The sequence below is a fragment of the Halomonas sp. AOP25-F1-15 genome (assembly GCF_052378675.1).
Taxonomy (GTDB): Bacteria; Pseudomonadota; Gammaproteobacteria; order Pseudomonadales; family Halomonadaceae; genus Vreelandella; species Vreelandella casei.
This window is the reverse complement of record NZ_JBQSXV010000007.1, coordinates 94,048-117,564: the sequence shown is the minus strand read 5'-3', so window position 1 is coordinate 117,564 and position 23,517 is coordinate 94,048. Positions and strand designations below refer to the sequence as shown.

The following is a 23,517-nucleotide window of genomic DNA, read 5'->3' as shown; positions in this document are numbered from 1 at the left end:
CGCTATTGTTGCGCTTCTATACGCAGGATCTCGGCCCTGATGGCCTCGGCTTCTTCCGTCAGCGTGGCGTTGGCGCGCATGTCGCCATTACGTGATGCCTCCATCGCCGCCTGAAGTTTGCGTTCATAACCTTGCTGCAGTTTCTTTTTGGGGTCGCGCTTAAACATGCCTAACATGAGCAAACTCCGCACTGAAATGTATACTATTTGTATAGCTTTTTAAGGCTCGTGTCGAATGTTTGTTGTATGTTGGCCGGCAAGGGCTTGACGGGCATCGGCACCGCACTGATGTAAGAAGCGTTCGAAATCGAGCAATATCGTATCGAGGCAGGCATGCAGACGATGATCGTCATCGACCATGCGTAGCGACAGCCGCTGAAGGCGGGCGCGTTCGATCACTGGCCCCGGAGCAATCACATCATCACGCCAGCCGTGAATAATGTGAGTATGGCGTGCTTGAATGTTGGGGGACGTTTCAGGGTAATCAATTAAACCCAGAGCCGGGGCCAAGAGAAAACAGCCCAGCACCGGCTGCTGGGCACTGACCGTCGCACTTAGCCAGCCACCTAAGCTTGAGCCTGCTAGCACGCAGCAGGCGGGGTCATCTCCACGTTCGGCCAACACCGCCAGCAGGTGAGTTAGGCGTTGCTGCGGTTCTGCCATACCCCGGTAGTCCATGACGACGGGTTCGCAGTCGTCCAGCTTTTCGGCGATGCTCTTCAGTGCTTGAGTTTTCAATGCACCCGGCCCGCTCTCCAAGCCGTGAGACAAGTAAACAGTCATCATCATCGTTATTCCGCTGAGCGTTGGATAGCCTGGCCACCCTGTTCAATGTCTTCCCCTGCGCCGCGAATAGTATTGCAGCCGCTGAGAAGCAGCGCGGTGATGATGAGAATACCAATGGCAACAGCTGATTTCATGGCGGCCTCCTTGAAGGCATAGTTTGCTAATAGTATTGACTGAGCGCTAACGGTTGGCACCCCTTGGCGAGGGCACTCTTTTCACCATCAGATACTTTTCACCATTAGATAATAAACTAATCCCTGTCGCGTCGTTTCGCTACGGCTGAGTGAAAGAAATGCGCACTTATGTCGTGTGCTTATGTCGCATGTGTCAGTTCTATACATTAATTAGGTATTTTAAAAGACGTTTTTTAGCGTGATTTGTTTTTTAAGAATATGTTTTTAAATGTTTTATTTTTTTATACGGTGAATTGGCCCAGCGTGTGCAACAACTAATTTGTAGCGATAATCGCAGCCATCGATAGGTAGTCAAAGATTTGCATTCAAAGACAGGCATCGCTAAACAAGGTTAGGCAACAGTTATTGAGCATCGTTATTAAGCGTCGTTTTTTCATTTTAATGAGTCATGTCTAAGTCGTCCTTATGGGGCGGGCTAGATTTTAGAAGTTAAGAACTTAGGAATTGAGAACTTAGAAACCAAAAATTCAAAAACCGAGTGAGTGGGCTGAGTACATAAGGAAGGCAGGAAGCCGAGTAAAAGTACAGGGAGCAAAAGGACAACCCGCTTACTCATTGGTTGCAGCGCAAAGAGGCGCTGTTCATCAACGCCAGGGACCGGAATCGATGCGAAACAGCCATCTCATGAAAATGAGGTGGCTTTTTTGCGTCTGGCGTTTACTAGGGTAAATAAATATTGTTCTTTATGTTTTTTGTGCATAGGTTTTGCATAAGTAAAAATTTTGTACAGATTAACACCTTGTTTTGGTCTATCCTTTTAGCAAGTGTAAATATGCTGCGGTTAGAAGGCGTCAACGTCACAGCCGCACACTGACAGGGACAAGACTATGGCCATGGCATTGATGTTGTGCATGTTTTTTTTGTTCTTAGGATTTTCGGGCGTTGGGCTGTATATGATGTTTAAAACATCTTTTATGGCGCGGCTGGATGAGCGCGACGACATGCCTCCCGGTATGTAATCCACCACGGTTCCAGTATGGCTCGTGTCTTCTAGTAATTTGCCCGTATTTTGAGATTTTTATAGGCATATGGAAAACGCCCGCTTAGCGGGCGTTTTGCGTTTAGCCCACCCAATAAAGACTGATCAGCGCAAATGCGTAGCCCAAGGCGGCGCCTGCCAGCACATCGCTTACGTAGTGCAATCCCAAGCCCACGCGCGAAATCGCAATTAGCAGGGTTAACGGCACAATCACCGGCAGCAGCCAGGGAGTGTGCGCGGCGACTAATACGCTAAACATGACTGCATGCATGGTATGGCCGCTAGGAAAGCTGTAGCGATCACGCGCGGGTTCGCAGCACTGAATATCCTCACCGTAGGTAATAAACGGTCGCTCGCGGCATAGCCGTGTTTTCACCAGTCGATAAACGGCCATGGCAAACAGCGCGACGACGCTGTACTGCATGACTCGCCAAGCGCCATCCGGTTGAAGCCAGGGTTGGGCCATGATGAGCAGCGCCCAGGCAGGCCAGTCGCCTAAACGGCTGGCGGCCTGCAGCGTGAAACGCCACGGCGAGTACAGCGATAGGCGTGAGATACGCTGGCAAAACTGCCATTCCAGCAGGTCAAGACGATCGAATACGACAAGCGGACGCGGGCGCATGGTGTGCCTCCTGGGCTTGGTGTAAATAACGCAGAAACTGCTCGGTAATACCTGACCAACTTTGCTCAAGCGCGCGTAAGCGTGCCACGCGGCCTAGGCGTGCGTAGTCAGCGGGATGCTGGCACAGATCTACCGCTGCCCGGCGAAACGCAGCACTATCTCCTGCGGTGACGGTGACGCCATTGCGGCCGCTGCTGATGAGCTCAGCGCTGGCGGCGTGATCATAGGCCATCACTGCCAAGCCGCTAGCCATGGCTTCCCCCACCACGTTGCCCCAGGTTTCTGAAAGCGAGGGAAAAATAAATAAGTCGGCACTGGCATAGTGGCGAGCGAGGGCCTCCTGGTTAATGAAGCCAGTGAAATGCACATCGGGTAGAGCCCTTTGTAATTGTGCCCGAGCGGGGCCATCGCCCACGATTACCTGGGCCATGTCGGGGCGCACTTCACGCATAGCGTGAAAGCTTTCTTGCAATAAGGTGAGATTTTTCTCTGCGGCTAGTCGGCCAACGTACAGTGCGACAGGCTGGTGCTCGCTAACGCCCCAGCGCTTTCGTAACTGTGTGTCACGGTACGCGGGCGAAAAGCGTTCGCCGTCTAACCCCCGTGAAAGCACGTGAACGCCTCGAATGCCTTGGTGCGTTAACGCAGCAGCCTGCGCGTGAGTAGGCACCAATGTTGAGGCGCAGCCGTTATGAAAGTAGCGAAGATAGCGAAGGGCCGTCGACGCTAGCCATGTGACGCCGTAATCTTTGCAGTAGTGGTCGAAATTGGTGTGCCAACCGGCCACCAGGGGAATGTTGAGCCGCTTTGCCGCTTGGCGCGCCGCCCAGCCTAGAGGGCCTTGAGTGGCCAAATAGATCACATCGGGACGATGTGTTCGCCAAAATCGTCGCAGCGCGGCCGGTGTTGCCAAGCCCACCTGGACATCGGTATAGCCGGGTAGTGCAACGCGTGAAACCTGTAGCTCGTGGTTAATGCGCGTGGTATTTCCAGCCACGCGCGGGCGGGGGCGAATAACGTCAACCGGCACTCCTTGCCGATTGAGCTCACAGCTTAGCCGGCTCAGCGTATGGGCGACGCCGTTGATGTCCGGTGACCATGTTTCACTAACGATACAGAGCCGCATGAGCGATTCATCCCTTCATCACGTTTATACGCAGTGTGGGAGAGGAGAATGACACTGCTGAGTCAAACCGATGAATAAGCGATGACACGCGGGCATTAGTCCGGAAGAAACAGGGTGGCTGACCGGGAACAATGCGGGATGGACTTAGATTTAGATGACCTTGTCCTGAAGAATTGATCAAGACGATGAGCATGAAGTTCCGTTTTTTACTCCCCCTGCCCGGCACTAATCTTCAAGCGCTAATTGGAATGCCCCAGCTTCGCCGAACCGAGATATCTTAAAAAAGGCCGCCCGGTACTACGCAAGCCTGCCCGAGTGAAGTAGCGGTTTATTGCTGACAACAGTGACGACTTTCCTGTGCGCACAATGTGTAACCTGCTTCATGTCTCACGAAGTGGCTACTACGAGTGGCGCTTCAGGCCGTTATCAGAGAGGACTATCGACGACGCCCTGGCTACTCTGGTGGTGGGGAGATTATCCAATGACCGTATCTTTCATTCTAAACCTCAGGGTAAATAAATCGTAAAATATAACATCACCTACCTGTGGTAAGAGAAAATTTTACCTAACCCTAGGAGAGGCAGTCAAAGAAACACATTGCCTTTTAGCTTCACGCTCTTGTATTTTTAATGACCTCATATAAGCTTCTCTACTCCTTAGCTTATCCCAGTATTTTTTAATGCCATCTCCAAACTTTTCTTCCATATCTAAATATGAGGCTAGCATTAGGGAGTAACCAACGGATACGTCGGCAGCAGTGAACCTCCCGGAACAAATATAATCTTCGGACAATAGTCTATCGTTAATAAATTTAAGCCTTGAAAGAAACCAGCGTTCATAATCGTTCGCCACTTGTTCTATTCTTCTTTCTAACGATTCAAAGTACTTGTATCTAAGGATAAGGGTCTGCGGAAAAGTAAGTGTAGCTTCTCCGAAATGAAGAAAATTTAAATAGCAGCCATAACTTGGTTCCGCTACTCCAACCCCCATTTTATTAGCAGAGTAGCGGTCGGCTAGGTATTGGCACACTGCCGATGACTCTGTCATAAAGGTGTTATCATCATAGAATGCTGGAACAGTTCCCAAGGGGTTTGTTTTTTTGTAATCTTTTTCTAAATGCCTTGGGGGAAAGTCATGCATAACCAAATCATACTCCATCCCCAGCTCTTCCAGCATCCATAAAATCCGAAATGACCTAGCACTCATACAGTGGTGTAAAGTAATCATAAGTACTCCTAAAAATTATATTGAATGTAAAAACTAAAAATTACTTAAAGACCATTTCCAGCAGCAATAATATAATTGCTAGTAATAGGGCTATCAGCACACAGGCCAATGTGATTAGAGCCACAAAGGGATTGCCGCGCGGTAAAGGCCAACGATCTCCACCCCAGGCGGCGCCGATGGAAAATACTCCGGTAAAGGCAGTGTCTTCCCACCACCAGCATTACCATAGTGGTGGTCTTGCTGGCCTCGATCAGCGTGATAACAGCAAACAGCGGGGCCATTAGGCGGCCGAACCACTCATTGAGTGCATCTATACCCCTGGCAATGGTGTTCATGAAAAGGCTCTCTGAAACGAGTGAATCAAACGTATCGGGGTGTTGGAGGTGCCAGAAAGAGGCCGGGGCGCGTAAGCCCCGACCTGATTACTGGTTTATACAAGCTTCAAGTTCTTCAAGGGAGGGTAGGTTGTCTGTGGTGCGGCTCATGTTGAAGGGCACGGTCAAGTCGCGCCAGATGGAGTAGTGCTCTAGATAGCTGACCATGGAGTGATACACTTGTGCTGTCATTGGATTTTCACATGCACTTTGAATAATAACTTGATTAGTGATTTCTTGGATTGTTTCTAAGTCTTCCTCTGATAGCCTATGAATCTCAACTCCTGCCTCAAGAAAACTTTCAGCCCCTTCAGTTGATTTTCTTTCAAGCCACGAGAGCGACCAAGCCATAGTGGATTCAGCGGCAATTTTTAGTTTATCTTGGGTTTGCTCTGAAAGATTATCCCAGGCATCCTTATTGATCATTACGCCCAGAACACTTCCTGTTTGATGCCAGCCAGGAACAGTCCAATGTTCAACGACCTCTGCAAACCCAGCGTCGTAATCTACTCCAGGAGTATTAAACTCCATTGCGTCTACAATGCCTCGCTCAACAGCTTGATAAATCTCAGCGCCAGACAGCGATACTTGAGAACCTCCCAGGCCACTCAAGACTCTTCCTTGATCTCGCCCAGCCAGGCGAACCCTTTTTCCGTCAATGTCATTTAAACTAGTAATTGGAACCCCTCCCATCAAGCCAGATTCGCTACCAACAATGCCATAAGGGAGATAGACTATATTATATTCCCCATAAACCTCTTGATAGAGTTCCCAACCGCCCCATTGCATTATCCAATTAAGGTAGTCAACACCATTGAACAACATGGTTGTAGTGCCTAACGGAGAAAAGGCCGAGTCAGTACCTGCCCAATAACCTGGCCAGTCACCAGAAGCTTCGATGCTTCCTGTTTCTGTGGCATCGAAGACTTCTGTGCTTGGCATAAGGGTTCCGCCAGCACGAAATTCAATAGACAACTCGCCATCCGTAAGCTTATTTACAGTCTCGACCCAGTGTCGATCGATCTCAATTAACCCCAAGCTCTCTGGCCAAGTCGATGTCATAGTCCATGTATCTTGAGCATTTGCTGTTGCCGATAAGCTCAGCAAAACTGTTGAAATGATCGTTTTAATTAAATTTGTTTTTTTCATGGCCATCTCCAGTTGTTATAAAACATCGTCTTTTGGGTAGTTTTTCAACATGATAGGAGCTAATTAATTTTCTTAAGTTGCAATAAAGTCTCCAGATGGATTAAAATTCATCGTCGTTTTGGTCCTCTTCAAATCAGTGCCATGAGCAATGATATTTATGTTGGAATTGTTCGTAAATACTAGATAAGCAATGCAGTTCCATATAATTTTTTGTTACATTCTTTTAAGCTTCCCACGTATAATTTTTCCAGTAGCTGTCTGCGGAAGCTCATCGATGAATGTTATTTCACGCGGATATTCATGTGCTGCTAAACGCTTTTTAACATGACTTTTAAGCTCTTCCGAAAGTTCCTCGGTTGGCTCATACCCTTCCGCCAACACAATAAATGCCTTTACTATTTCAGTCCTCAGTGCGTCAGGCTTTCCTACTACAGCAGCAAGTCGTACAGATGGGTGTTTAAGTAAACAATTTTCAATTGGTGCGGGGCCAATTCGATAACCCGCACTAGTTATGACGTCGTCATCTCTTCCAACAAACTTAAAGAAGCCATCTTCATCTTGCACACCCAAATCACCGGTTACCAACCAATCGCCAATAAATTTTTCTTTAGTGGCCTTGGGGTTGTTCCAGTATCCAATAAACATAACAGGGTCAGGGGATTTGATAGCTATACTTCCTAACTCACCACTTTTAAGAATATTTCCCTTGTTATCTATAACTGCAACTTTATGACCTGGTACAGACTTACCTATATGCCCTGGCTTATGAACGCCCATCTGTGCGCTAGATGAAACCACAATATTGCATTCAGTCTGCCCATAAAATTCATTTATTGTTACATCAAAAATTTTGCGCCCCCAGTCAAGAAGTTCTTCCCCTAGTGACTCTCCGCCACTTGCAATACTTCTAACATTCAGATCCCACTTATTCTTAGGGCTCTTCTCTTGCCGCATAATCTTAAGTGCTGTTGGGGGAAGAAATATATTTCTTACCCCAAAACTTTCAATGAGAGAGAATGCTTCTTCAGCATTAAATTTTAACATTCGCCTAGCAATTACAGGGACACCAAAATACAGCGATGGCAATAAGACATCTAATAGGCCGCCAATCCATGCCCAGTCCGCAGGTGTCCACATCACATCTCCGGTTTGTGGAAACCCATCATGTGAAATTTGAACACCGGGGATATGGCCAATCAGCACCTTATGAGAAAGAACAGCACCTTTCGAGCTCCCTGTAGTACCTGATGTGTAAATTATCATGGCCGGGTCATCTGCTGACGTTTTCTTCGCTGAAAAATGCTCATCAAACAGAGATATATCTTTATGAAAATCAATAGAACTAATATCTGACTTACAGGGTTCTATAGAATAAATTATCTTAATGCTATTAAGATCATTGATAATGGGTAATAAATTCTCGCCTCCCCTAGCATCCGTTATAACCACACGCATGGAGCAATCATTCATTCTATGAAAAACAGCATCCGGACCAAACAAGCTAAACAAAGGAACAGCAATAGCGCCTAATTTATAACAAGCAAAATGAGAAACGGCCGTTTCAGAACACTGTGGCAGGTAAATGCCAATTCTATCTCCAGACACCACCCCCTTTGCAGCCAAACTATTTGCTAACCTATTTGACTTTTCCTGCAACTCTTTGTAGGTTATCTCTTTACTCCCCCCTTGGCCGTCGACCTCTATCAGCGCAACTCGTGAATTATCTTTGTTAGCCCATTTATCACAACAAACATCCGCGATGTTAAAATCTCGACAACTCGGCCAAGAGAAATTGCTTACAATATCTTCATAATTTGAAAAAGAACTAATCATATCCCCTCCTTAAAATTATTATTGAAGCCTGATAATTTTTGATATCATCTCCGCCATATTTCGACAGCCAAGCTTTTTCATAACCTTAGATCTATGCGCTTCAACTGTCCTGTAGGATATACCAAGCTCTTTAGCTATTTCTTTACACGTCATCCCGTTAGCAATATATCCTGAAACCTCTCTTTCCCTAGCTGATAGGATCTTACTTGGCCCAGAGAAATCTTCAGCTTCAGAAAAGCTCCAAACTGCCAGCTTGAAAGGATCTTGTGGAGTTAATGTTCTACCCGAAGCTCTAGCCCAAAAGATCTTGCCCCCCTTGGTTTGCATAAACCTCTCATCTACATAAGAGGCAGACTCCATCAGTTCTGAATAACTTTTCTCACCAATCTTGTTGAAGTCGGCAACGGAGGGATAAAGCTTCAAAATCAATTCTCCTAAAAGCTCCTCCTTTTCATACCCAAACAACTCGCAAAATTCTGCATTACAAATTTTTATTGATCTACGCTCAGTCAGCACAAGGGCAACAGGAGCATATTCAAAAACTAGGTTCTCAACTTCATCACTAAGCACAGAGCTCATGGGCGGCATCATCTAGTCATTTGATAGCGTGACTTGTTTTTAGTTACGCGCTTCAATCCAATGTTGGTTCATTAGAGATTATCAGCACGCACTACGTTCCTCTATACGTAGTACTACGTATAGAGGAACGCATAATCTTCTACTATTGCATATCTTTTCAATGGTCAAGTAAAAACAGCCTGCGATTTATAATTAACCCTGTGCTTTTTCGCCATCTCGGCGATACTGCGCGTACCCGCAGATCCTTCGCTCTCGCGAAAGAGCTCTTTGACCTTGGCTATTTCCTTTGCCGTTGTGACATATGTAGGCCTTTTTGAACGTTGTACCCAGTATTTAAAGCAGCTGCTATGTACGCCAAACACGCCAAACAGCTTTTTCACTGGATAGCTCGTCTTGAGTTTCTCGATTAGCGAAAAGTGTTCAGGGAGTCCGACATCAAGAGAGCGGTAGCTTTTTTAGGATGTCTTTTTCCATCTCAATATCACGGATGCGCTTTTAAGCGCGCGAATATTGAGCTGATCGGGTGTCATGGGCGTTGCTTTAGGGCGTTGGCCATCGCGCTCTTGGCGACGTCAACCCTTGATCGAGATTCGGCGGTCTCAAGTTCAGGGCCGTCGACGCCAGCCATGTGACGCCGTAATCTTTGCAGTAGTGGTCGAAATTGGTGTGCCAGCCGGCACTCCTTGCCGATTGAGCTCACAGCTTAGCCGGCTCAGCGTATGGGCAACGCCGTTGATGTCCGGTGACCATGTTTCACTAACGATACAGAGCCGCATGAGCGATTCATCCCTTCATCACGTTTATACGCAGTGTGGGAGAGGAGAATGACACTGCTGAGTTAAACCGATGAATAAGCGATGACACGTGGGCATTAGCCCGAAGAATGCAGGGTGGTCAGACCGAGAAAGATGTGGAATGGGCTTATATTTAAATAACGTTAATCTGAATATTAGTTAACATCTATATGTTAACGTTTTATGGCGTTTTTATTTTTTCATTATAAATAAAATTAAGTCCAGAAAAATTAAAACGTTAAAATTAATGAAATATAACTGCTTTAAGGTTCCCGGCGCTAAGGCGTTATTTGTTCTTCGCCGTGACTAGCAATGCTCAAGTATTGACTACTTCAATGGGAACACGCATGTTTAAAAAAATGACTCTGGCCCTAGCCGTTAGCAGCTTATTAGGAGCCACTGCAGCACAAGCAGCCACCGTTTATGATCAAGATGGTACTGATCTGGAGATCTATGGTCGTATCGCGATGGGTTTTGAAGGCGGTGGTGTTAAGAACGGTGTAGACAACGGTGAGGAGTTCCGTAACTTTGGCTCACGCCTACGGATTACCGCTGGCCACCAGGTCTCTCGCGATCTGCGCGCTTTTGCTCGCGTTGAGTGGCGCTTTAGAGCCGATGAGCGAAGCAGCCCTGGTTTTGATGAAGTCCGCAACAGCTACCTTGGTTTAGAAAGTAAGCAGTTCGGTACCTTTATGGCCGGTAGCTACAATAGCTTCTACGATAACTACGTGATGGCACCGTTCGACGTTTACGTTGAGCGTGGCTATGAATTCGCTGGCGGTGGCTTGCAGTCACGTGGTGACTCTGTTGGCTACAAATCACCTAAAATCAATGGCTTTCAAGCTATGCTGTCTGCGAAACACTTTTCTGAACGCGGCTTAACCGACGTTGAACAGAACGGTGAAGGTAGCGCTATCGCAACGCAAGGTGGCGTGGTTTATGAAACGGGGCCGGCTCGTTTAGCGCTAGGCTACGTTGAAGACACTGTGCGTGGCGGCGGTAACGGTGACATGCGATATGGTGCTACAGGCGAGTTTGCCATTACCGATGGTGTCTCTGCTCGTGTTGGTTATGAAACCCGCGGCGATGATGATGTCTACGGCGGCGGTTTCGATAAAATCGGTGTTGGTGCTACTTTCGCGATTGATTCATGGAAGTTCTTTGCCGATTACTACAACATCGAGGTGGACGGTGCTAGCAGTGATCGCAACGCTTGGGCGTTAGGGTCAATGTACAAGCTGTCTAGCAATTTCGATATGTTCCTTGAGCTTAATGATCGTAATCTAGATGCTGTTAACGATTACGAAGAAGATATGTACTTCGCATTAGGCGCTCGCTACCACTTTTAATTAACAGAATGTTTTTAGCAGTGGCGTTATTTTAGTTCTTTGCTCTTAGTTAGCTCGCATGTTTCGATCTTTACCGGTGTGGATGCTTCCACACCGGTTTTTAGTGTGTCCGAAAAGTTATTTAAGTGATGGGGTATTTTTTTGATAATATTATAAACTCGATATAAAAGGAGCCGTTAAAATGCATTTTAATCGATATAGTCTTGCGCTAGGGACAGCACTGTTCATTACCGCCTCCCCTGTGTTGGCCGATAGCTACACGCTGACGATTTTTCATACCAACGATCTCCACGGGCGGACCGATCAGTATCCCTATTTGATGACCGCGCTGAATCACGCGCGTGAGCAGTATGGCGAAGGGCTATTACTCGATGCTGGTGACATCTTTTCTGGCACGCTGTATTTCAATGAGTTTCAGGGCCAGGATGCGCTGGAGTTTATGAATCTCATGGGTTACGACGCCTTGGTTCCCGGTAATCATGAGTTTGATTTGGGTGACCCGGAAGAAGGGCATCAGGCGCTAGCGGCGTTTTTTGCGGGTGCCGACTTTCCTATTCTCGGCGCCAATCTAGATTTCTCCGCAGCACATGAATTTGCTGACTCGCTGGGCGAGTCGCTTAGCGCAGACGCGCAAGCGGGCAAGCTTTATGACGGTATTATTATCGAACATCGCGGTGAGCGAATCGGCATCTTTGGGCTAAGTACTCAAGATAGCGAGACAATTTCAAGCCCCGGCCAAGTCGCTATCAGTGATTATCAACAAGCTGCTGAGGACATGGTGACAAGCTTTGAAGATCGAGGCGTGAACAAGATTATTGCGCTGACTCATTTGGGTTACGACAGCGACCCAAGCGTGGGCAATGACCTGCTGTTGGCCCAGCACGTGGAAGGGGTGGACGTGATCATCGGTGGGCACAGCCATACGCGCCTTGAATCACCCGTTACGGTGGACGAGAGCGACCTAGGCGAGCCCAAAGCATCGACGGTGATCGGCCAAGCGAACGAGTACGGCAAGTACCTGGGCGTGATGCAAGTCACCTTCGATGACGGCGGCTTGGTGCTCCATGCCAGGGGCGAACTGCTGGCGGCAGAGGATTTCAAGCCTGATGCTCAAGCGCTTGAGATGCTCGAGCCGTACACCGCTCGAATCGAAGAAGTACGCGATACCCAAGTGGGCGCTCACCTGAATACATCGCTTCCCAACCCGCGTCATGGCAATGGCGATGAACAAAGTGTGCGTGCCGATGAAACCGCGCTGGGTAACCTGATTGCCGATGGTCAGCTTGCGGCCGCCCGCCGGGTGAACCCGGACACCGTGCTGGCGCTACAAAACGGTGGCGGCATTCGCGAGCCGATTGCCGAGGGCGATATCACCGTTGGCGAGCTGATCGCGGTGCAGCCCTTCGGTAACCGGTTGACGCTGATGGACGTGACCGGCGCCGAGCTTCTAGAAACCTTCGAGATTGCACTGGCGGGCGCGCCGGAAGAGAGCGGCGCCTTCCTGCAGGTATCTCGCGGCACCCAGGTGGAATATGACAGCCGCGAACTCGCAGGCGAGCGCGTGATAAGCCTGAAAGTAACGCAGAACGGTGAGCTGCAGGACGTTGACCCTGCGCGTACCTACACAATCGCCACCAATAACTTCACCGCTGCCGGCGGCGACAGCCATGCTGCGCTTAAGGCCGCCTATGATGACGAACGCAGCACCATCGTGGGTAACACCGATTGGGAGATGCTGCGTGACTATATGGTGACGGTTGGCGAAGTGGACTATCACGTTGAAGGCCGGATTATCGACCTTGCTGCCAGCGAGTCTTAAGACTACTTGCGGCGTTAACTTATGGACTAATCCCCCATGCGTTGCCCAGTTGTGCTGTTGAAAGGATGCAGGGCGTCGCGGGTTACAAAAAATCGCAGTGTTTCACCTTCGGCGACCGGCGGCTGGCCTGAAACGCGAATGACGATGGGCTGGTCGCTTTCGGCAAGCGTCACGTACAGATGGCTTTCGGCACCGGCGGCTTCAAATAGCGCAAGGGTTGATTCGACGATTAAGTGGGGCGCGGCAGGGGGTATTAAGTGCATGTCATCAGGACGAATGCCGACGATATCGGTGCCTTCTGGCAAGTCATCCAGCAGGCCGCTGGCGCCTTTTTCCATTAGATAGTTCACCGGCAGCATGTTCATGGCGGGGGAGCCGATAAATCCCGCAACGAATAGGGTTGCCGGTCTCGCATAAATTTCCATTGGCGTGCCGACTTGCTCAATCCGCCCGGCATTTAAAACGACTAAACGGTCACCTAGCGTCATGGCTTCTAGCTGGTCGTGGGTGACGTACAGGCTGGTCGTTTTCAAGCGCCGTTGGAGCTGCTTAATTTCGACACGCATTTGCACGCGCAGTTTGGCATCCAGATTAGACAGCGGCTCGTCGAACAAAAACGCGGCGGGGTCGCGGACCAGCGCCCGTCCCATCGCAACGCGCTGGCGCTGGCCGCCGGAGAGCTTGCGCGGTTTGCGTTCTAGGAACTCCTCTATTTCGAGCATTTTGGCCGCTTTACGCACGCGCACTTCGATCTCGGGCTTTTTGAAGCCACGGTTCTTTAATCCGTAAGCGAGATTGTTGTACACCGTCATGTGTGGATAAAGCGCATAGTTCTGAAACACCATGGCAATATCGCGTTCGGCGGGTTCGAGTTTATTGACCACGCGATCACCGATCTTAAGCGTGCCCTGAGTAATCGTTTCCAGCCCTGCGACCATGCGCAAAAGCGTCGACTTTCCGCAGCCTGAAGGGCCTACCAGCACCACAAACTCGCCGTCTTTAATCGCTAGATCAATGCCCTTTACCGCATGCACATCGCCCGCGTAGGTTTTCTCAAGCCCTTCCAAGGTAATACTGGCCATGTTATTTCTCCGTCTCGGTCAGGCCTTTCACAAACATTTTTTGCATGAACAGCACCACTAATACTGGTGGCAGCATGGCAAGCATCACGGTCGCCATAATCAGGTTCCAGGCGGGTACGCGGTCGGATGATGCCATCAGCCGCTTGATGCCCAGCACGATGGTATAGAAGTCTTCGTCGGTGGTGACCAGCAGTGGCCACAGGTACTGCACCCAGCCGTAGATGAACATGATTACGAAAAGCGCGGCGATATTGGTGATCGATACCGGAAGCAGAATGTCCTTAAAGAACTTCATCGGCCCGGCGCCGTCCACCCGGCTCGCTTCCATCAGCTCTTCAGGCACCGTCATGAAGAACTGACGGAATAGGAAGGTCGCAGTAGCTGAGGCAATCAATGGCAGCGTCAACCCCGCGTAGGAGTTGAGCATGCCCAGGTCGGCAACGACCGCATAGGTGGGGATGATACGAACTTCGACCGGTAGCATTAGGGTGATGAAAATGATCCAGAATGCCAGCATGCGAAACGGAAAGCGGAAATAGACAATCGCAAAGGCGGATAGAATCGAAATGGCGATCTTGCCGATGGCAATGGTCAGCGCCATGATCAGCGAGTTGCCCAGCATCAGCAACACCGGCGGCGTGCCGCCCACCTGCCAGCCGGAGCCCAGCATCTGTTTATAGGAGGCCCACATATTTTCGCCGGGCACTAGCGGCAGCACGCCGCGCACGAAGGCGCTGGATTCGTGAGTCGAGGCGATAAACGCCACGTATACCGGAAACGCCACGACCAGCACGCCAGCGATCAGCACCAGGTGGGTCAGGAGGTTCAGATAGGGTCTATTTTCAACCATGTCGATACTCAAATAAGTGAATAGCCTTAACGCGCTAGTAGTTGACCCGACGCTCCACATATCGGAACTGGATAAACGTCAGAATGATCACAATGCCCATCAGCAGCACCGACTGCGCGGATGAGGAACCAATATTCAGCCCCGCCACACCATCGGTGTAGACCTTGTAGACCAGCGTCATGGTCGCCTGGCCTGGCCCGCCGGCAGTGGTGGCATCAATCACCCCGAAGGTGTCGAACATCACATAGTTGATGTTGATGATCAGCAAAAAGAAGGTAGTGGGCGATAAAAGCGGCAGCACGATGGTCCAGAAACGCTTGAAGGGCCCCGCGCCATCAATGGCTGTCGCCTCCATCAGCGACTGTGGCACCGATTGCAGCCCGGCCAGGAAAAACAGAAAGTTGTAGGAAATCTGCTTCCAGGCGGCTGCAATGGTGATCAAAATCATCGCCTGAGTGCCCGAAACGCGGTGGTTCCAGCTGATGCCGAACCAATCAAGCAGATGCGGTAAAAGGCCGATGGTGGGATTGAACAGAAACCACCACAGCACCCCGGCAACCACCGGAGCGACGGCGTAAGGCCAGACCAGCAGCGTGGTGTAGAACTTGGCGCTCTTCAGTACGCGGTTGACACAAACGGCGAGTAAAAGCGCCAGACTCATCGAAAGAACCGTCACCGAGAGGGAAAAAATCGCGGTGCGCCCTAGTGCATTCAGGTAGCTGGGGTCGGCCAGAATACGTGCATAGTTCTCAAGGCCGATGAACGTCGTCTTGAAGCCAAACGCATCGGTACGCTCGAAACTCGATTTGACCGCCTGGCTTGCCGGCCAGATAAAAAACACCAGCGTGATCGCTAATTGCGGCGCCAAGAGTAAAAAAGGGAGCCACCGATTTTGATAGGTGGAGCGTTTGGTCTGCATGGCACATCCTGTCTTACTATCGTTGGTGCGGCTGGCCGCTGTGGACAGCTGCCAGGAAGTAAGCCATCCCATAGGCTCCGGTGATCAGGGCGTATGGGATGGCTCCTATAACAAACCCCGGCTATAAAAGCCGGGGCCTTTTTACCAGTAACGAGAAGGGCTTAGTTATTGGCAGCCTCGAAGTCGCGCAGGATCTGATTGCCGCGACGAGCCGCATCATCCAGCGCTTGCTGGCCGCTCTTGTTGCCAGCCAGTACGGCCTGGAACTCTTCGTCCAGAACCATGCGCACCTGTGGGTAGTTGCCAAAGCGCAGGCCCTTGGAGTTTTCCGTAGGCTCGTTTAAGTTGATCTGCTCGATGGCGATATCTGCGCCCGGGTTCTCGTCGTAGTAACCCTGCTCCTGGCTCAGCTCATAAGCGGCGGCGGTAATCGGCAGGTAGCCGGTGCCCTGGTGCCATTCGGCCTGAACTTCGGGTAAGGAGAGATACTCGAGGAATTCGGCAACGCCTGCGTACTCGCTTTCTTCGTGGCCGGAAAGCACCCACAGGGTCGCGCCGCCAATGATGGAGTTCTGCGGTGCGCCGTCCACGTCATCATAGTAAGGCAGCATGCCAAAGCCCACGTCGAAGTCGGAGTTGGCCAGAACGTCGGCCCGCGACGCTGACGAGTTCATGTACATCGCGCAGTCGCTTGAGTAGAACGAGGGCGCCGCGTCCGGGCCGTTCGCCGGGCCTGCGTAGCTGTAAACGCCGCTATCCGACCACTCCTTCAACTGATCCCAAAAGCGCGCTTGCACCTCACCGTTGAAGACGAACTCGGTATCCAGTCCGCCGAAGCCGTTTTCCTGGGTGCCGATGGGCTGATTGTGCAGCGCTGAGAAGTTCTCAAGGCCCACCCAGTTGGCGGCATAGGCCATGGTGAAGCCACAGGAGGCTGCGCCCTCGTCGACGATTTGCTGGCCCATCTCGCCCATTTCTTGCCAAGTGGTCGGTGGCGTTTCCGGGTCGAGGCCAGCGGCTTCAAAAATGGCTTTGTTGTAGTAAAGAATCGGCGTGGACGAGTTGAACGGCAGGGAGAGCATGTTGCCGTTGGTGTCGGTGTAGTAACCCGTCACTACGGGCAGGTAGTCGTCCGCGTCAAAGGTGTTGCCGTGCTCTTCCATCAGCTCGTAAACCGGGTATATGGCGCCCTGGGCGGCCATCATGGTGCCGGTGCCCACCTCATAAATCTGTACGAGGTGTGGCTGCTCGCCTGCGCGGAAGGCGGCAATGGTGTTGACCATGGTCTGTTCGTATTCGCCCCGGTAGGAGGGCGTGACACGGTACTCATCCTGGGTGGCGTTGAAGTCCTCGGCCAGCGCGCTCAAACGATCGCCCAGCTCGCCGCCCATGGAGTGCCACCAAGTTATTTCGGTCGCTGCGTGAGCCGACAAGCTAAGGCTTGCCGCTGCGATACCTACTGAGAGGGCGTGCAACGTAAAACGAGACATAACAGCTCCTTGTGAGCCTGAATTTCATCAGGCAGTGCAGTACGTTTTTTAAGATTTTTGAATGCACTGAACAATAGAGAGTGTAGGTGACGTTTTGATGAATGCGAGGTGAATACGAAATGAAATTCAGCATTAGGTAAGCAGAGTAGGTTTCATAAGGTGGGAGTGGTAGGGTTAGCGCCATATCACTTGAGAAAGAGAAGATCATGTCTGACACCATCGCGCTTTTGGAAAAACTGGTCGCCTTTGACACCACCTCTAGCGAATCTAATTTAGCGCTGATTGAGTACGTTGAAGGTTACTTAGCTGGGCATGGCGTTAGCGCTGACCGTGTGATGAGTCCTTGTGGCACCAAAGCTAACCTAGTCGCCAGAATTGGCCCTGATGCACCGGGTGGCGTCATGCTTTCTGGGCACACTGACGTGGTGCCGGTGGCCGGACAGCCGTGGTCGAGTGACCCGTTTACGCTGCGCGATGGTGGCGATGGGCGTTTGTATGGGCGTGGCACTTGCGATATGAAAGGCTTTATTGCCTGCGTGTTGGCCAGGGTGCCTACCTGGGTGAAAGCACCGTTGCAGCAGCCGATTTATCTAGGCTTCTCGTACGATGAAGAAATTGGCTGTGTCGGCGCGCCGGACCTTATCCGTTTCTTCTGTGAACACTACTCACAAACGGCCAACGTCATTGTGGGTGAGCCAACCAGCATGCAGCCGGTGGTAGCGCAAAAGGGCGCAACGAACCTGCGTACCACGGTGATTGGTCGTGAAGCGCACAGCAGTCAGGTCAACCAGGGTACGTCAGCGATTCATGTGGCGGCGCGGCTAGTAACCGTTATTGAAGACACAATGGCAGCCTTAGTCGAAGAAGGACGTGTGGATGAGACCTTTAACGTGCCGCATACCAGCCTGCATGTAGGAAAAATTAAAGGCGGTACGGCGATCAATATTATGGCGCGAGAGTGTCAGTTTGATTGGGAAATCCGCCACCTGCCCACCGAAACGTTTGAGTCGGTCTATGCGCGTTTCGATGCATTTTGTGCACAGTTAACCGCTGAACTACAGGCGAAAGGCAAGCACGTTGAGATCACCACTACGCCCCTTAGCCCGACAGTGCCGGGGCTGGCTGATCGTGATAATGACTACGTACTACGTTTAGCCAAAGATCATTTGCCAGCTGCCTGCTGCAACCACGCAGTGGCTTACGCCACCGAGGCCGGGCAGTTTCAAGGCCAAGGCTTGCAAACCATTATTCTCGGCCCTGGCAGCATCGCCCAGGCGCACCAGCCCGATGAGTATGTCGAGATAGAACAGCTGCAAGCCTGCGATGATTTTCTAGCTAAGATGGGTAAAGCGCTGGAGCAGCCGGCTTAACAAGCGCGCTGCCTGATAACAAAAATCCCACCCTGTTAAAGGGGTGGGATTGTTTTCAAGCACACATTAAATAAGATGTTTATAGCGCATCAGTGCTGAGAGTGTTGCTCATAAAGCTCGGCTTTGGCATGACGCATCACGTCTTCGCACGCCTGCTGCTGGGCTAACTGCGTTAGCAGACGCTGAGTGACTTCAAAGCCTTTACCTAAACACGTGTCTACTTCTTGGGGGCTAACCATTGGCGTCACGCGGTAGTCAATTTTTACCGTGCGCCCGCCGCCTTCCAGTCGATCCGCAACACCCCTGAGCCGCCATGCGACTCTCTCTTTCCAAGTGGCTGATTCTTCCGCGCCTTCGTTTACGCTAAACGTGCACTGCCATTCCGGTTTGTAAACCTTCATAGGGAGAACCTCCAAAATTTTGGAAAGAATGATTGGTCGTTATTCGTACTCCGTCGTTTAAATATTTTGCGTTACCACTATATACCCAACCCAGCGGAAATATCGACACAAAACGTATACATGCCGGGCGACGCGCATAGCACCTTTCGGTTAGGCTATGAGCGATGTTGTGAAAGAGCACCTGTTATGACCTTAACGACCCCTAAAACGTGCCCCTGTGGTAGCGATTTAACGCTGGATAGCTGCTGTGGTCGCTATCATCACGGTGAGGTGGCGCCTACACCTGAAGCACTGATGCGTTCTCGCTATGCCGCCTTTGCGCTAGGTCTTAGCGACTACTTACTCGCGACATGGCACACCTCAACGCGGCCAAGCAGCCTGCCGCCTGACCCCGATACCGAGTGGAAAGGGCTCACTATCGTGGCCGCCGAGCCGCCGCTTGCGAATGTCGGTTACGTACATTTTCGCGCCTTTTTTTGTGAACGAAAACGAGAGCATGGCCGTTGGCATGTGCTTGATGAAGTGTCTCGCTTTACGCACGAAGAACAGCGCTGGTGGTATGTGGACGGCACGCCCACGCTAACGCGTTTAAAGCCGCGCCGTAATGATCCGTGCCTATGTGGTAGCGGGCGTAAATTAAAGGTTTGTTGCGGTGAATAGTGGCATCGTTGAGCCTCAGCAAGCCGGTACTCAATGGTATCTGTACTTACTTGAGTGCCAGCGCGGCACCTATACCGGGATTACCAATAACCTAGCGAAGCGTTATCAGGCGCATTGCCTTGGTAAAGGGGCGCGTTACACGCGGGCGAACCCTCCCGTTGCGCTATTAGGCGCCGAGCCGTTTGAAGATCGCGCCGCCGCTAGCCGTGCTGAATACCAGTTAAAGCAGCAAACAGCGAGCCAGAAACGCCGCTGGGCCAAACAGTGGCCGTATCAATTAGATGCCGATTAAGGAACCTGCATGCTGACGTTTTACTCAGAAAAAAGCCGTTTGCGCCAAGCGCGTACCGAGTTACATGATGGCGCGTTGGTCACACCATTTGAGTGCCCTGAACGCCTTGATCTGGTGCTTAAAAAAATCCGTCAATCTGGCCTTGGCGATATTTGTACGCCCAACGATTATGGCCTGGCACCGGTACTGGCGGTGCATGACGAGCACTACGTCACGTTTTTAGCTAACTGTTGGAAAGAGTGGGGAGCGGCAGGGCACGAAGGTGAGGCGATTCCCAACATCTGGCCGGCGCGGAGCATGCGTGGTGACCGCATTCCGCGCTCTATTAGTGGTCAGCTAGGTTACTACGCTCTGGCGGCGGAAACGTCGATTTCTGAAGGCACCTTTGAAGCCGCCATGGCGAGTAAAGATGTGGCACTTGGCGCGGTGGAGCACACTCTACAAACCGGTGAACCAAGCTTCGGACTATGCCGACCGCCCGGCCACCACGCCGCTTATGATCAGTTCGGCGGCTACTGCTTTTTCAATAATGCCGCGGTTGCTGCCCAGCGAGCGTTGGATGCAGGCAAGCGCCGCGTTGCAATTCTGGACGTGGATTTTCACCACGGCAACGGCACCCAGCAGATCTTCTATAGCCGTGACGATGTGCTGTTTATATCGCTGCATGGCGATCCCGAGGTCACCTTTCCCTATTACTTGGGCTACGCTGATGAACAAGGCGAAGGTAATGGCAAAGGCTATAACGTCAATTACCCCATGCCTCCAGGCACCAGCGTCGCTACCTGGATGGCGACCTTGGAAACGGCATTGGCGCAGATTAAGGCCGCTGAATGCGATTGCCTAATTGTGTCATTGGGGGTCGATATCTTTGAGGGCGATCCGATTAGTGCCTTCACCTTTGCGAGCGCCGATTTTGTCGCGCTAGGTAAACGCCTCGCGGAGGCAGGCCTGCCTAGCGTGTTTCTGATGGAAGGGGGCTATGCGGTGGATGCAATTGGTGTCAATGTAGTCAATGTGTTACAAGGTTTTGAACAAGGTCTTCACTAATATTCAACAACGGACAAAGTTTAACCAGTGACAGCGGCCAGTAAATCGGGCAGGCTGACGCCCTTTAAACGGGGCAGGGAGCTTAAGCGTGGCAGTGTATGGCGGCATTCAGGCACATGAATTGGAACGTTGGCTCAACGCGTTGACCAACGCAGCGTATGATCGACGCTGTCCGCTGGCAAAAGTACACGGTGGTAATGCCCGCGCACGCACTGCCCGGCAGAATTTATTACTGTTAGCCCATGATTACCGCAGTGGCCAGCGCACCCGCGAAGAGAGTGCTTTTATCCTGGGGCGCTGGTGCGAAACGTACCTTTCCGAAGCGGAATGGTACGTGCTGGTCGGCACCCGCCAGGCACCTTCCCAGCCCCAAAATGAAGAAGAACGCAGCCTTACCGTTCTCAAGCAGCACCGGGTGGGATAATTTCGTGTGCATGCAAAGCGTATAGGTACGCAGCTTTCAAACTCCCGAAATGGGAGTTTTTTGTGCGTGTACTGAAATTTTCAGGTGTTAACGGCGGGATGAATTCGCGGGTGTTATACGATTATAAATTGACAAAAGTTTAACAATATAAGTAGTTTGAAGTAATTACTACATACGACTAATGGTTTACGAACGCTCTGGGCAGCCTACATTGACGCTGATCAAAAGACAGCGCTGCCCACGAGCAGGGAGCATGGCATCTTGTGATAACGACACCCGCGCTATCGGTTCGCTCCTTGAGCGTGAATTTTGGTTCTAACTGCGTTGTTAATAATCTAAGTTTTGATGTTTATCCTGGCAAGACAACCGCCATCGTCGGTGAGTCAGGTTCAGGAAAGTCGGTGACGTCACTTGCCATCATGCGTTTAGTTGAATACATGAACGCTGAGATTACCCAAGGCTCGATACATTTTTGTCGCGATGCCGAGGGTGGGCAAACGCAAGACCTCGCGCAGCTTTCCGATAAGGCGATGCGCAAGATACGTGGCAAGGAAATTGCCATGATCTTTCAAGAGCCGATGACGTCGCTGAACCCGGTTTACACTATCGGTGACCAAATTACCGAAGTACTCGTCCTGCATGAAAAACATACCAAGGCCACGGCACAAGCTGAGGCGGTCAAATTGCTTAAGTTGGTGCGCTTGGCCGATGCAGAAGCACTGCTGAAGCGCTACCCTCACCAGCTATCGGGCGGCATGCGCCAGCGGGTAATGATCGCCATGGCGTTAGCTTGCCGACCCAAGGTGCTGGTAGCCGATGAGCCTACCACGGCACTGGACGTGACGATTCAGGCCCAGATTCTTACCATCATGCGCGACCTTCAGCAGGAGCTGGGGATGGCGGTTATCTTTATTACGCATGACATGGGCGTAGTGGCAGAGATGGCCGATCAAGTAGTGGTCATGCGCCATGGCGAGAAGGTAGAGGAAGCCACAGTGGAGGAGATATTTGCCAATCCGCAGCATCCCTACACTCAAGCCTTGCTCGCCGCAGTGCCAACGCTGGGGAGTATGCGAGGCGAGCCGCTGCCACGAATGGACCCTTTGGTTGAATTTAAGGCGAATGCAGCGGTTACGCGGGGTGAAAGCAAAACGCAGGATACCGCTAAAACCGATGCCACTCCGGTGGTAGAGGTGGAAAACCTAGTGACTCGCTTTGATATTCGTAAGGGTTTCTTTGGCGGCATTAGCCATCGAGTGCATGCGGTAGAAAATGTCAGCTTCACTATTTTCCCTGGTGAAACCTTGGCGCTAGTCGGTGAGTCAGGCTCTGGAAAATCGACTATCGGACGCACTATTCAGCAATTGCAAGAAAGTACCAGCGGCACGATACGCTTTAACGGCCAGGCGGTAGCAGACATGTCGCGCGCCGAAAAAATGCGCCTGCGCCAGGAGGTGCAGTACATCTTCCAAGACCCGTTCGCCTCCTTAGATCCACGCAAAACGGTGGGCTTTTCGATTGCTGAGCCGATCCGCACCCATGGTTTGTTGCACGGTACAAAAGCGATACGCCAGCGGGTTGATCAACTGTTGGAACGCGTTGGGCTAAGCGCAGAGCAGGCTGATCGCTATCCTCACGAGTTCTCGGGCGGCCAGCGGCAGCGAGTCTGCATCGCGCGTGCGCTGGCATCCAAGCCTAAGCTGATTATTGCGGACGAAGCGCTGTCTGCACTAGATGTGTCAATTCAGGCGCAGATTATTCATCTGCTCATGGAGTTGCAGCAAGACGAAGGCTTGGCCTATCTATTCATTAGCCATGACATGGCGGTGGTGGAAAAAATGAGCCATCGCGTTGCAGTGCTGCACTTAGGCCAAGTTGTCGAGCTGGGTGAGCGTCAAGCGGTATTCGATACACCTCAGCACTCTTACACCCGCAAGCTCTTGAACGCTGTGCCAGTGGCGGACCCTGGCCATCGGCGAGAGCGAGTGTTGCTACAAGGCGATATCCTCAGCCCCATTCGCAAGGTCGGTGATGAGCCTGAGCATGTGCCGTTAGTGCAGGTGAGCACCGGTCATTTCGTTGCTCAGGAAACCGACACTGACGCGCGTTTGGCATCTTAGTTGCCTGTTGAGCGACCGCCCGGCAGATAGTG

Annotated in this window: 23 protein-coding genes and 1 pseudogene; 8 read left to right on the top strand and 16 right to left on the bottom strand. The window is 51.2% G+C overall.

Annotated elements, in window-relative coordinates:
* Positions 1 to 2: 2 nt before the first annotated feature.
* The 11 genes and pseudogenes from ACT3TF_RS14020 to ACT3TF_RS13970 form a co-directional block, all read right to left on the bottom strand.
* The gene (locus ACT3TF_RS14020; protein ID WP_441686420.1) at positions 3 to 176 is read right to left on the bottom strand and encodes a DUF6435 family protein; all 174 of its coding nucleotides are present in this window, start codon (positions 174 to 176) and stop codon (positions 3 to 5) included.
* Between the two features lie 42 nt (positions 177 to 218).
* Positions 219 to 785, bottom strand: coding sequence for a YqiA/YcfP family alpha/beta fold hydrolase (locus ACT3TF_RS14015; protein ID WP_444625827.1), 567 nt, complete (start codon positions 783 to 785; stop codon positions 219 to 221).
* Between the two features lie 5 nt (positions 786 to 790).
* Complete coding sequence (locus tag ACT3TF_RS14010) at positions 791 to 919, bottom strand: entericidin A/B family lipoprotein (protein ID WP_441669175.1); 129 nt, start codon at positions 917 to 919, stop codon at positions 791 to 793.
* Between the two features lie 1,121 nt (positions 920 to 2,040).
* On the bottom strand, positions 2,041 to 2,580 hold the full coding sequence (locus tag ACT3TF_RS14005) for a phosphatase PAP2 family protein (RefSeq protein WP_444625765.1): 540 nt from the start codon (positions 2,578 to 2,580) through the stop codon (positions 2,041 to 2,043).
* Complete coding sequence (locus ACT3TF_RS14000) at positions 2,543 to 3,706, bottom strand: glycosyltransferase family 4 protein (RefSeq protein WP_444672381.1); 1,164 nt, start codon at positions 3,704 to 3,706, stop codon at positions 2,543 to 2,545. The genes ACT3TF_RS14005 and ACT3TF_RS14000 overlap by 38 nt, the downstream gene beginning before the upstream one ends.
* A 561-nt stretch (positions 3,707 to 4,267) precedes the next feature.
* The gene (locus tag ACT3TF_RS13995; protein ID WP_444625767.1) at positions 4,268 to 4,933 is read right to left on the bottom strand and encodes a glutathione S-transferase family protein; all 666 of its coding nucleotides are present in this window, start codon (positions 4,931 to 4,933) and stop codon (positions 4,268 to 4,270) included.
* Positions 4,934 to 4,977: 44 nt separating this feature from the next.
* Positions 4,978 to 5,268, bottom strand: coding sequence for a hypothetical protein (locus tag ACT3TF_RS13990; protein ID WP_444672380.1), 291 nt, complete (start codon positions 5,266 to 5,268; stop codon positions 4,978 to 4,980).
* An 87-nt stretch (positions 5,269 to 5,355) separates the two neighbouring features.
* Complete coding sequence (gene dctP / locus ACT3TF_RS13985) at positions 5,356 to 6,456, bottom strand: TRAP transporter substrate-binding protein DctP (protein ID WP_441686431.1); 1,101 nt, start codon at positions 6,454 to 6,456, stop codon at positions 5,356 to 5,358.
* 213 nt (positions 6,457 to 6,669) lie between these two features.
* On the bottom strand, positions 6,670 to 8,289 hold the full coding sequence (locus tag ACT3TF_RS13980; protein ID WP_444672379.1) for an acyl-CoA synthetase: 1,620 nt from the start codon (positions 8,287 to 8,289) through the stop codon (positions 6,670 to 6,672).
* Positions 8,290 to 8,307: 18 nt separating this feature from the next.
* Positions 8,308 to 8,868 (bottom strand): LuxR C-terminal-related transcriptional regulator, encoded by a 561-nt coding sequence (locus tag ACT3TF_RS13975; protein WP_441686435.1) that lies wholly within the window; start codon positions 8,866 to 8,868, stop codon positions 8,308 to 8,310.
* A 316-nt stretch (positions 8,869 to 9,184) separates the two neighbouring features.
* Positions 9,185 to 9,437 (bottom strand): annotated as a pseudogene (locus ACT3TF_RS13970) (IS3 family transposase); the annotation flags it as partial.
* Positions 9,438 to 10,009: 572 nt separating this feature from the next.
* On the opposite strand from ACT3TF_RS13970, the gene ACT3TF_RS13965 reads away from it, so the two are divergent.
* On the top strand, positions 10,010 to 11,011 hold the full coding sequence (locus ACT3TF_RS13965) for a porin (RefSeq protein ID WP_444672378.1): 1,002 nt from the start codon (positions 10,010 to 10,012) through the stop codon (positions 11,009 to 11,011).
* Positions 11,012 to 11,192: 181 nt separating this feature from the next.
* On the top strand, positions 11,193 to 12,830 hold the full coding sequence (locus tag ACT3TF_RS13960) for a bifunctional metallophosphatase/5'-nucleotidase (RefSeq protein ID WP_444672377.1): 1,638 nt from the start codon (positions 11,193 to 11,195) through the stop codon (positions 12,828 to 12,830).
* Between the two features lie 26 nt (positions 12,831 to 12,856).
* Here ACT3TF_RS13960 and ACT3TF_RS13955 read toward each other — a convergent pair whose 3' ends face one another.
* The 4 genes from ACT3TF_RS13955 to ugpB form a co-directional block, all read right to left on the bottom strand.
* Positions 12,857 to 13,912: a sn-glycerol-3-phosphate import ATP-binding protein UgpC gene (locus ACT3TF_RS13955; RefSeq protein WP_444672376.1), complete on the bottom strand. Its 1,056-nt coding sequence runs from the start codon at positions 13,910 to 13,912 to the stop codon at positions 12,857 to 12,859.
* 1 nt (position 13,913) lies between these two features.
* Positions 13,914 to 14,762, bottom strand: coding sequence for a sn-glycerol-3-phosphate ABC transporter permease UgpE (ugpE, locus tag ACT3TF_RS13950; RefSeq protein ID WP_444672413.1), 849 nt, complete (start codon positions 14,760 to 14,762; stop codon positions 13,914 to 13,916).
* Between the two features lie 34 nt (positions 14,763 to 14,796).
* Positions 14,797 to 15,681, bottom strand: a complete 885-nt coding sequence (gene ugpA, locus ACT3TF_RS13945; protein WP_444672375.1) for a sn-glycerol-3-phosphate ABC transporter permease UgpA — start codon at positions 15,679 to 15,681, stop codon at positions 14,797 to 14,799.
* A 161-nt stretch (positions 15,682 to 15,842) separates the two neighbouring features.
* Positions 15,843 to 17,171: a sn-glycerol-3-phosphate ABC transporter substrate-binding protein UgpB gene (ugpB, locus tag ACT3TF_RS13940; RefSeq protein WP_441686898.1), complete on the bottom strand. Its 1,329-nt coding sequence runs from the start codon at positions 17,169 to 17,171 to the stop codon at positions 15,843 to 15,845.
* A 206-nt stretch (positions 17,172 to 17,377) separates the two neighbouring features.
* Between ugpB and argE the strand changes: the two genes are divergently transcribed.
* Positions 17,378 to 18,541: an acetylornithine deacetylase gene (gene argE / locus ACT3TF_RS13935; RefSeq protein WP_444672374.1), complete on the top strand. Its 1,164-nt coding sequence runs from the start codon at positions 17,378 to 17,380 to the stop codon at positions 18,539 to 18,541.
* 89 nt (positions 18,542 to 18,630) lie between these two features.
* On the opposite strand, the gene ACT3TF_RS13930 is transcribed toward argE, so the two are convergent.
* Positions 18,631 to 18,942, bottom strand: a complete 312-nt coding sequence (locus tag ACT3TF_RS13930; protein ID WP_096276403.1) for a hypothetical protein — start codon at positions 18,940 to 18,942, stop codon at positions 18,631 to 18,633.
* A 186-nt stretch (positions 18,943 to 19,128) separates the two neighbouring features.
* Between ACT3TF_RS13930 and ACT3TF_RS13925 the strand changes: the two genes are divergently transcribed.
* From ACT3TF_RS13925 to ACT3TF_RS13905, 5 genes are all read left to right on the top strand, one after another.
* Positions 19,129 to 19,602: a YchJ family protein gene (locus ACT3TF_RS13925; RefSeq protein WP_441686405.1), complete on the top strand. Its 474-nt coding sequence runs from the start codon at positions 19,129 to 19,131 to the stop codon at positions 19,600 to 19,602.
* The gene (locus tag ACT3TF_RS13920; protein ID WP_096276399.1) at positions 19,595 to 19,894 is read left to right on the top strand and encodes a GIY-YIG nuclease family protein; all 300 of its coding nucleotides are present in this window, start codon (positions 19,595 to 19,597) and stop codon (positions 19,892 to 19,894) included. Before ACT3TF_RS13925 ends, ACT3TF_RS13920 begins: the two co-directional genes overlap by 8 nt.
* Before the next feature lie 9 nt (positions 19,895 to 19,903).
* Positions 19,904 to 20,941: a histone deacetylase family protein gene (locus tag ACT3TF_RS13915; protein ID WP_444672373.1), complete on the top strand. Its 1,038-nt coding sequence runs from the start codon at positions 19,904 to 19,906 to the stop codon at positions 20,939 to 20,941.
* 88 nt (positions 20,942 to 21,029) lie between these two features.
* Complete coding sequence (locus ACT3TF_RS13910; RefSeq protein WP_096276395.1) at positions 21,030 to 21,365, top strand: hypothetical protein; 336 nt, start codon at positions 21,030 to 21,032, stop codon at positions 21,363 to 21,365.
* A 263-nt stretch (positions 21,366 to 21,628) separates the two neighbouring features.
* On the top strand, positions 21,629 to 23,485 hold the full coding sequence (locus ACT3TF_RS13905; RefSeq protein WP_441686400.1) for an ABC transporter ATP-binding protein: 1,857 nt from the start codon (positions 21,629 to 21,631) through the stop codon (positions 23,483 to 23,485).
* Positions 23,486 to 23,517 lie beyond the last annotated feature (32 nt).

Bases quoted from the DNA above. Each gene is read 5' to 3' on its own strand.
- ACT3TF_RS14020 (WP_441686420.1), bottom strand. From the start codon at position 176: ATGTTAGGCATGTTTAAGCGCGACCCCAAAAAGAAACTGCAGCAAGGT.
- ACT3TF_RS14015 (WP_444625827.1), bottom strand. From the start codon at position 785: ATGATGACTGTTTACTTGTCTCACGGCTTGGAGAGCGGGCCGGGTGCA.
- ACT3TF_RS14010 (WP_441669175.1), bottom strand. From the start codon at position 919: ATGAAATCAGCTGTTGCCATTGGTATTCTCATCATCACCGCGCTGCTT.
- ACT3TF_RS14005 (WP_444625765.1), bottom strand. From the start codon at position 2,580: ATGCGCCCGCGTCCGCTTGTCGTATTCGATCGTCTTGACCTGCTGGAA.
- ACT3TF_RS14000 (WP_444672381.1), bottom strand. From the start codon at position 3,706: ATGCGGCTCTGTATCGTTAGTGAAACATGGTCACCGGACATCAACGGC.
- ACT3TF_RS13995 (WP_444625767.1), bottom strand. From the start codon at position 4,933: ATGATTACTTTACACCACTGTATGAGTGCTAGGTCATTTCGGATTTTA.
- ACT3TF_RS13990 (WP_444672380.1), bottom strand. From the start codon at position 5,268: ATGAACACCATTGCCAGGGGTATAGATGCACTCAATGAGTGGTTCGGC.
- dctP (WP_441686431.1), bottom strand. From the start codon at position 6,456: ATGAAAAAAACAAATTTAATTAAAACGATCATTTCAACAGTTTTGCTG.
- ACT3TF_RS13980 (WP_444672379.1), bottom strand. From the start codon at position 8,289: ATGATTAGTTCTTTTTCAAATTATGAAGATATTGTAAGCAATTTCTCT.
- ACT3TF_RS13975 (WP_441686435.1), bottom strand. From the start codon at position 8,868: ATGAGCTCTGTGCTTAGTGATGAAGTTGAGAACCTAGTTTTTGAATAT.
- ACT3TF_RS13965 (WP_444672378.1), top strand. From the start codon at position 10,010: ATGTTTAAAAAAATGACTCTGGCCCTAGCCGTTAGCAGCTTATTAGGA.
- ACT3TF_RS13960 (WP_444672377.1), top strand. From the start codon at position 11,193: ATGCATTTTAATCGATATAGTCTTGCGCTAGGGACAGCACTGTTCATT.
- ACT3TF_RS13955 (WP_444672376.1), bottom strand. From the start codon at position 13,912: ATGGCCAGTATTACCTTGGAAGGGCTTGAGAAAACCTACGCGGGCGAT.
- ugpE (WP_444672413.1), bottom strand. From the start codon at position 14,762: ATGGTTGAAAATAGACCCTATCTGAACCTCCTGACCCACCTGGTGCTG.
- ugpA (WP_444672375.1), bottom strand. From the start codon at position 15,681: ATGCAGACCAAACGCTCCACCTATCAAAATCGGTGGCTCCCTTTTTTA.
- ugpB (WP_441686898.1), bottom strand. From the start codon at position 17,171: ATGTCTCGTTTTACGTTGCACGCCCTCTCAGTAGGTATCGCAGCGGCA.
- argE (WP_444672374.1), top strand. From the start codon at position 17,378: ATGTCTGACACCATCGCGCTTTTGGAAAAACTGGTCGCCTTTGACACC.
- ACT3TF_RS13930 (WP_096276403.1), bottom strand. From the start codon at position 18,942: ATGAAGGTTTACAAACCGGAATGGCAGTGCACGTTTAGCGTAAACGAA.
- ACT3TF_RS13925 (WP_441686405.1), top strand. From the start codon at position 19,129: ATGACCTTAACGACCCCTAAAACGTGCCCCTGTGGTAGCGATTTAACG.
- ACT3TF_RS13915 (WP_444672373.1), top strand. From the start codon at position 19,904: ATGCTGACGTTTTACTCAGAAAAAAGCCGTTTGCGCCAAGCGCGTACC.